Source organism: Bradyrhizobium sp. NAS80.1 (assembly GCF_001908205.1).
Lineage (GTDB): Bacteria > Pseudomonadota > Alphaproteobacteria > Rhizobiales > Xanthobacteraceae > Bradyrhizobium.
Genome location: NZ_LGHL01000094.1, coordinates 21,498 through 29,352 on the forward strand (window position 1 = coordinate 21,498; position 7,855 = coordinate 29,352).

5 protein-coding genes and 1 tRNA gene are annotated in these 7,855 nt (G+C 63.9%); all 6 read right to left on the reverse strand.

Annotated elements, in window-relative coordinates:
* Nucleotides 1-33: 33 nt before the first annotated feature.
* The 6 genes from AC629_RS21435 to AC629_RS21460 all read right to left on the reverse strand — a co-directional run bounded on the left by AC629_RS21435 (nt 34) and on the right by AC629_RS21460 (nt 6,996).
* On the reverse strand, nt 34-2,910 hold the full coding sequence (locus tag AC629_RS21435; protein WP_084806978.1) for a valine--tRNA ligase: 2,877 nt from the start codon (nt 2,908-2,910) through the stop codon (nt 34-36).
* Between the two features lie 155 nt (nt 2,911-3,065).
* Entirely contained in the window at nt 3,066-3,830 is a 765-nt protein-coding gene (locus AC629_RS21440; protein WP_084806979.1) for a PopZ family protein, read from the reverse strand.
* A gap of 302 nt (nt 3,831-4,132) precedes the next feature.
* On the reverse strand, nt 4,133-5,518 hold the full coding sequence (locus AC629_RS21445; protein ID WP_084806980.1) for a TolC family outer membrane protein: 1,386 nt from the start codon (nt 5,516-5,518) through the stop codon (nt 4,133-4,135).
* A gap of 204 nt (nt 5,519-5,722) precedes the next feature.
* Nucleotides 5,723-6,385, reverse strand: a complete 663-nt coding sequence (locus tag AC629_RS21450; protein ID WP_084806981.1) for a protein-L-isoaspartate O-methyltransferase family protein — start codon at nt 6,383-6,385, stop codon at nt 5,723-5,725.
* Between the two features lie 142 nt (nt 6,386-6,527).
* The gene (locus AC629_RS21455) at nt 6,528-6,707 is read right to left on the reverse strand and encodes a hypothetical protein (protein WP_084806982.1); all 180 of its coding nucleotides are present in this window, start codon (nt 6,705-6,707) and stop codon (nt 6,528-6,530) included.
* A 214-nt stretch (nt 6,708-6,921) separates the two neighbouring features.
* A tRNA-Asn gene (locus AC629_RS21460) sits at nt 6,922-6,996 on the reverse strand.
* Between the last annotated feature and the right edge of the window lie 859 nt (nt 6,997-7,855).

A 7,855-nucleotide genomic window follows, 5' to 3' on the forward strand; every position in this document is an offset into this window, starting at 1 on the left:
CGGCTCTTTGAGCCGCCCCGGAATGACCTGATATCACGACGCCTGCTTCAGCCGCTCCAGCGCCTCGAGCAGCTTGGCCTTGCGCGCCAGCGCCGCCTCGCGCTTCTCGCGTTCCTCCTCGACGACCTCCTCGGCCGCGTTGGCGACGAATTTCTCGTTCGCCAGCTTGGACTCGGCGCGCTTGATGTCGGCGTCGGCTTTCGCAATCTCCTTGTCGAGGCGGGTGCGCTCGGCGGCGACGTCGATCACGCCCTTGAGCGGCAGTGCGGCGACCTCGCCGCGCACGAGGAGTTGGACCGCGCCGTCCGGCGCGCGGTCGGCGAAGGAGATGTCGGACAGCCGGGCCATGCGCTTGATAACGTCGGTCCAGCGCGGTGCGCGTTCCCTGGTCTCGGCCGAAGCACCCGCGAGCACCAGCGCCGTCAGCGTTGCCGGCGGGATGTTCATCTCGGCGCGCACCGAGCGGATCTGGGTGATGAGGTCGATGACCCAGCCGATCTCGGCTTCCGCCTTTGGATCGGTGAAATCGGCATGGTCGAAGATCGGCATGATCAAGGCCGGCGAGATCAGCGGATCGGTTGGCCCGGACGCCGCGGCCAGCATTGCGAGTTGCTCCGGCGTCGGGTCGGCCGGCTTCAGCGGCCAAGGCGCCAGCGCGAGCAGGCCCTCGCGCTTGGCCGTCACCTCCCACAGTTCTTCGGTGATGAAGGGCATGAAGGGGTGCAGCAACTTCAGGATCTCGTCGCGCGCCCAGGCGACCATGGCGCGGGTTTCGTCCTTAGCGGGGCCATCCGGACCGAGCAGCACAGGCTTTGCGAGCTCGACATACCAGTCGCAATAAACGTTCCACACGAAGCGATAGATCGCGCCTGCGGCATCGTTGAAGCGGTAGGCCTCGATCGCCTCGGTCACCTCGCGCGTGGTATGCGCACTCTCGTGCGCGATCCAGCGGTTCAGGGTCTCCTTCGCCTTCGCCGGCTCGAAACCGTTGGGCACGGCGCAGTGGTTCATCTCCGCAAAGCGGGATGCGTTCCAGAGCTTGGTCGCGAAATTGCGGTAGCCCTCGACACGGCTGGTGGCGAGCTTGATGTCGCGCCCCTGCGCGGCCATCGCAGCCAGCGTGAAGCGCAGCGCGTCGGCGCCGTATTCGTCGATCAGGTTGAGGGGATCGATGACGTTGCCCTTCGACTTCGACATCTTGGCGCCCTTCTCGTCGCGGACGAGGGCGTGAATGTAGATCGTCGAGAACGGCGCTTCCTTCATGAAGTGCAGTCCCATCATCATCATTCGGGCGACCCAGAAGAAGATGATGTCGAAGCCGGTGACCAGCGCGTTGGTCGGGTAGTACCGCTTCACCTCCGGCGCGTCTTCGGGCCAGCCGAGCGTCGAGAATGGCCACAGCGCTGACGAGAACCAGGTGTCGAGCACGTCTTCATCACGCGTGATGAAGCCTTCGCGCTTGTTGCGGTCGAGCGCCATCTCGCGCCCCTGCTCCGGCGTGATGACCTCCTGCTCGACGTAATAGCCGAGCGCGTGGCTGACCGCCTCCTCCTCGGTCTCGGCGACGAACACCTTGCCATCCGGGCCGTACCAGGCCGGGATCTGGTGCCCCCACCAGAGCTGGCGCGAGATGCACCAGGGCTGGATGTTCTCCATCCACTCGAAATAGGTCTTTTCCCAGTTCTTCGGCACGAAGCTGGTTTCGCCCGAACGCACCGCCGCGATTGCCGGCTTGGCCAGAGTCTTGGCGTCGACGTACCATTGGTCGGTGAGATAAGGCTCGATCACCGTGCCGGAGCGGTCGCCATGCGGCACCATGTGCGTGTGCGGCTCGATCCGCTCGACGAAGCCGAACGATTCCAGCCGCTCGACGATGCGCTTGCGCGCGGCGAAGCGGTCGACCTTGTTGAACTCCTCGGCGAACTGCGAGGCGCCTTCAGGCAGGTCGCGCAGATAATCCTCGTTGTCGAGAAGATCGAGACAACCTTCCTTGTCGATAACGCTGATCCGGCCCAGACCGTGGCGATTGCCGACCTCGAAATCGTTGAAGTCGTGCGCCGGCGTTACCTTCACCGCGCCGGACCCCTTTTCCGGATCGGAGTATTCGTCGGCGACGATCCGGATCTTGCGGCCAACCAGCGGCAGGATCACGTTCTTGCCGACTAGCTTCTGATAGCGCTCGTCGTCGGGATGCACGGCCACGCCGGTGTCGCCGAGCATGGTCTCGGGCCGTGTGGTGGCAACGACGATGAAGCTCGAGGGATCCTCGGGGCTGAACGTCTTGCCCTCGATCGGATAGCGCAGGTACCAGAGGCTGCCCTTGACCTCGGTCTGCTGCACTTCGAGGTCGGAGATCGCGGTCAGCAGCTTGGTGTCCCAGTTCACCAGCCGCTTGTCCTTGTAGATCAGGCCGTCGCGGTGCAGCTCGACGAACACCTTGACAACGGCCTTGGACAGGCCCTCGTCCATCGTGAAGCGCTCGCGCGACCAATCGCAGGAGGCGCCGAGCCGCTTGAGCTGGTTGATGATGGTGTCGCCGCTCTCGGCCTTCCACTGCCAGACCCGCTCCAGAAACTTCTCGCGGCCCATCTCGCGGCGGCTGGGCTGCTGACGCTCCATGAGCTGCCGCTCGACCACCATCTGGGTGGCGATGCCGGCATGGTCGGTGCCGGGCTGCCACAGCACGTCGCGGCCGCGCATCCGCTCGAAGCGGCACAGGATATCCTGGAGCGTGTTGTTGAGGGCGTGGCCCATATGCAGCGAGCCCGTCACGTTCGGCGGCGGGATCACGATGGTAAAGGGCACCGCGTCGCGGCGGTCGGGACGGCCGGCCTTGAAGGCAAGGCTGTCCTCCCACACGACGGACATGCGGGTTTCGATATCGGCGGGCTGGTAATTTTTCTCGATCATGGGGCTGCTAGAAAGCCGCGCGAGGGGGCCAAGTCAACGAAAAGGTCATCGGATAGGTCAACGGAAAGCAACGCGGCAATGGGGCTTCCCGGCCCGGTCGGAAGGCCTGATGTCACTCACAAGCGGGGCTTTATGAGGGCTCTGCGGCCGGGTCTCTACCTTCCGCCGCGCGAGACTCGCTCGATTTCGGCCTTCACGATGCGCTCAACTAGGCCCGGCAGGTTGTCGTCGAGCCAGGACTTGAGCATCGGACGCAGCATCTCCTTGACCAGGTCCTCCAGTGTCCGCGCATTGCTGCTGAGCACGGTATGGGCAAGCGAGTTGAAGGCGGACTCGACAGCCGAGACCGTCGATTGCGCGAGGATCGGCTGCTGCGGCGGGAGCGGCGGCGCATCGAAGTCCACCGGCGCATAGGACGGCGCTGGGTGCGGCTGTGACGATTCGGCGAATTCGAGATCGTCGCGCGGATCGACCCGGTGGAAGCTCGCCGGCGGAGGCGGTGCCGGGTCCATCGCCATTTCGTCGGTCAGTTCGAGCACGTCAGGTTCAGGCTCGGGCTTGGGTTCCGGAGCACGAACCTCGGGCGCCGGCGTGGCGGCGTCGAGCCCGGCCAGCAGCGCGTCGATATCGTCCTGGCCGTTGGCCGAATCCGTCGCGGGCGCAGTGGGCGCAGGTGTTGGTGCCGGCTTTGCGGCCGATGGAGGTTCGGGCTTCTCCACTGCTGGTTTGGCCGGCGCGGCCTTGGATGGCGCAATGTTCTTGATCGCCTGCGGCCTCGGCGGCGCAGCGGGCGCCGCAGCCTTCTCGGGCTTGGCGGCCTCCGTCGGCGGCGGCTTGGCCTCATCGTCGGCAATGATGCGCCGGATCGAGGCCAGAATCTCCTCCATCGAAGGTTCTGTGACCTTTGCAGGCTGCGTCATCTCCGACTCCACATGATCAACGCCCTCGCATGCGCTGTTTTACACCAAGCAGGACAGGATTGGCCGATTCAGGACAGGAGCTCCGACATTTTCGTCGCGACAACCCGACTTGTCCCCAGTTCACGGCTGAACATGCAGCGGCGCGCCCCTGCCCTCGGCACTCAAGCTTTACGCACACGATAAACAGATGCGGGACGAATCGACCCCCAACTTCTTGGCAAGGCTATGTCAGGGATTTTGACGATTGCAAGCAAAGCGCAGGTCGGCCTCGACTATCTGCGAGGCCGACCTGATAGCGGCGATCAGCGCCCGTCCGGCGTGCGCACGCCGGCCCAGCTGTCGCGGACCTGCTGGTAGTGAACGCTGGGATCGTAAACCGTGGTCGCGAGGCCGAGGACCTGCGGTGACAGACGGCCGACGGCGGCGAGGACGTTGTAAGACGCAACGACCCGGTCGTGCTGCGCGGTGACCAGCGCAACGCGCGCATTGACCAGCGCCTGCTGCGCATTGAGCACGTCGAGCGTGGTGCGCTGGCCAGCCTTGGCTTCTTCGCGCACGCCATTCAGCGCGATCTCCGACGCCGTGACCTGCGCCTGCGCGGATTGCACCTGCGCCTTGCCGGCCTGCAAGTTCCCCCACCACTGCACCACGGTCGCGCGGGCCTGGTCGCGGGTGGTTTCGAGGTTGAGACGCTGCTGCGCCAGATTTTCCTTGGACTGGCGGATCAGCGAATATTCTGCGCCGCCCTGATAGATCGGGATGGCGGCTGTCGCGATGGCGGAAGCGGTCGTCTGTCGGAAGATCGTGAGCTGCTGCTGGTACGCTTGTGTGACGCCAGCCTGGACCGAGACCGTCGGCAGCAGCGCGCCTTCGGCGACCTTGACCTGCAGATAATTGACGTCGATGCCGAACATTGCGGCCGTGACGTTCGGATTCTCGACAAGGCCGAGCTCGACCGCCGAGGCGAGCGTTGCGGGAAAGAAGCGGTCGACCGGCGAGCCCGGCGCGAGATTCGTCGGCTCGTTGCCGATGATGCGGCGGAAGTTCGCCCGCGTCGTGGTGAGATTCGCTTCGGCTTGCAGTGCCTGCGTCTTGCCCGCCGCCAACTGCGCTTCGGATTGCGCCACGTCGGTGCGCGTCACCTCGCCGACGTTGAAGCGATCGCGCGTTTGCTTGAGCGTCTGTTCGAGCACGCGCACGTTGCTGCGCTGGACCTCCAGCGTGGCGGCGTCGCGCAGATAGTCCATGTAGATCGTGGCGCCGTTCAGCAGCACACTCTGATCGAGGCTGCGCAGCGCTTCGCGTGAACCGGACACCTGGCTCTCTGCCGCGCGCGTCCTGTTGGCCGTCTGATTGCCGTTGTAGAGTGTCTGGTTGATGGTCAGGCTGGCGCTGTTGGGCTGAAGGGCGCCGTGGATCCCTCTGACGTGCTGCTCCGCTTGGGTATCCTGATATTGAAACCCGCTGCTGAGGGTCAGATTGACCTTGGGGCGATAGCCCGACAGGGCCTGCGGCACGTTCTCGTCGGTGGAGCGCACCTGGGCGCGCTGTGCATTGAGCTGCGGGTTGTTCTGATAGGCGCGTACCAGCGCAGCTTCGATCGTGTCCGCCAACGCAGGCGTCGGCCCGGCAAGAGCCAGCAACAGGACCGAAACCGCAGCTCCGGTGAAGAGCTTCACCCCATGCATCCCAAAAATTCCGTTCATCTAACGCCCGGCTCGTGCCCGCGAGCCGGGTTATCATCTACCGAGTGGAGTCGTTGCCCCGTCGCAACATAGGACGCGGATTGGCGCGACGGAACTACCTCAGGGCCGTTCTCGGTGGAAACTCTTCACGTGCAGCATCCCGGCCACACTTCTGATTCAGCGTGGGATTTTAACAGGCTATGCCCGTTAGAATACAAAGGCGGCGGCCCGTTCCAGCCCCGGAAGGACAGGGGCTGCGGCATCGAACAGCGTCCGATGGCCGAAATCCCCGTGGTTATGGGTCACAATCATGGCCCGCGGCGGCTTGGATTCGGCGGACACCCCTACCAGCCGCCCGCCCTCCTTGAGCTGTCCGAGCAGCCCTTCCGGTGTCACCTCGACAGCACCATTGAGGACGATCACGTCATACGGAGCGGCAGAAGGGTCACCCTCGGTGCAGGCCGCGGCCTTACAGGTGACGTTGGTGAGCCCGAGGGCAGCAAAAGCGTCCTTGGCTTTCGCCGCCAGAGCCGAATCGCATTCGGTCGCGGTGACCTGGCCCGCAAGCTTGGCCGTCAGCGCGGCGAGATAGCCCGTGGCGCAGCCGACGACCAGCACGTTGTCACCCTCGCCGATTTCAGCGGCCTGAAGCAGCTTGCCGGTCAGCGCCGGCTTGATAAGGAACCGCTTGGCGGCGCCCTCGCTCACATCGAGGTCGAGATCGAGGTAGGCCAAAGCCTGCCTGCTGGCCGGCACGAAGGCTTCGCGCGGAACCGTGAGCATGGCGTCGAGAATACGGCGATCGGTGACATCATTGGTGCGCACCTGGCCATCGACCATTTTTTGGCGCGCGGTCGAGAAACCGGACATTTGCGAACCCTGAAATGCGGACGACGCCGCGGACGAAAGTTGGCGGCATCTTTGGAACAGGCTTGGGGAAAACGCAACATGGCCGTTGGCCCCGAGGGACTGGGGCCTTCCGCACTCACTGCATATCGAAAGGCGAAACGGCCTATTCGATCGTGACTGCGAGCCGACCGATCAGCGCTGCGACTTCGTCCAGTCGTGCCGAATCGTGTGCCTCGACTGCGCGCGCGAGACAGGCCACGCATTCATCATCACTGAGCACGGGGACGTCTGCCGGCAGAGTCGAGGGGGCCATATGGGAACTATCGACCTGGATGTCTGGCATGAGAATCAGCTCCGTAAGAATCCGGCACCTGCGAAGCTCGATTTGGATTGAGTCGATTTAGCGCCGCCCGCATGGCGCGATGGCGCCGTGGCACACATCTGCTTGAGCGCGATTCTGCTTGGATTCGGCTGGACGCAACGTTGCGAGATCGCTCGATCGACTTCGAGCATCACATCAAGACACAACTGCAAGCGATTGAATTTACGGTAAAATTTGGCTCCCCGGGCTGGATTCGAACCAGCGACCATCCGATTAACAGTCGGATGCTCTACCGCTGAGCTACCGAGGAAAAGCGCGAACCAGTCGTTCGCGCGCGCTGCGTATAACAAAGCCGGTTGCGCTTGCAAAGGACGAATTCATCACCATCCGCACACACCGAGGAAGGGCCTTGAGCGGCCCCTCCTCCGGGCCGTGCGAGGTCACACTATTCGGCGATGAAGGACGTGGTCTTGGTTGCCGGGGTCGTAGCGCAGCAAAACTTCATACAAAAATCCTCCGATCGAAAAAGGCTTTCAGCGCCTGACGTCGATCGGCGCAGGCGCTGCGGCAACAAATGGCGTTGCCTCTAAGATTCGCCCGGAGCGCGATCGAAAGGCTCAACACGCGATCGATCCGCACTCCGGCTCGTCGCGCGACGCGAGACGCGCAACGAGCGAGTTCTTATCGATTCGAATTCTCCGCAGCAATGAATGGGCATTCATAGATCGGCGGTGTTTGCTTTCTCCGGTGCAGGCACAGGCACCGCTGCGCCGTTGCTCTTCCCGGTCCCGGCGCCGACCAGCGGCCTCTGAAGCGCGACGCTGCGTCCGGGGCACGCGACCGGGGTTGACGCGCCGTGTTCTCCACACGCGTCATTGCGAGGAGCTCTTGCGACGAAGCAATCCAGAATCCATCGGCGGATAAATTCTGGATTGCTTCGCTTCGCTCGCAATGACGGCGCAAGCGGTATTCTCCGTTATCCGATAACTCGCATCCCAACTCGCAGACGCGGCTTCGCATCCTCGCGGCTTTTTTTCGCCCGAGCTTTGCTACGTCACCCTCCTTGGTCAGAGCAACTGTGCCGGAAGTAGACCGCTGACCGGCCGGGCTCAAGGCTGGCGCTGGCGCGCCCCCGCCTTCGGCGGCTGACGGCCTTGACCCCCATCCGC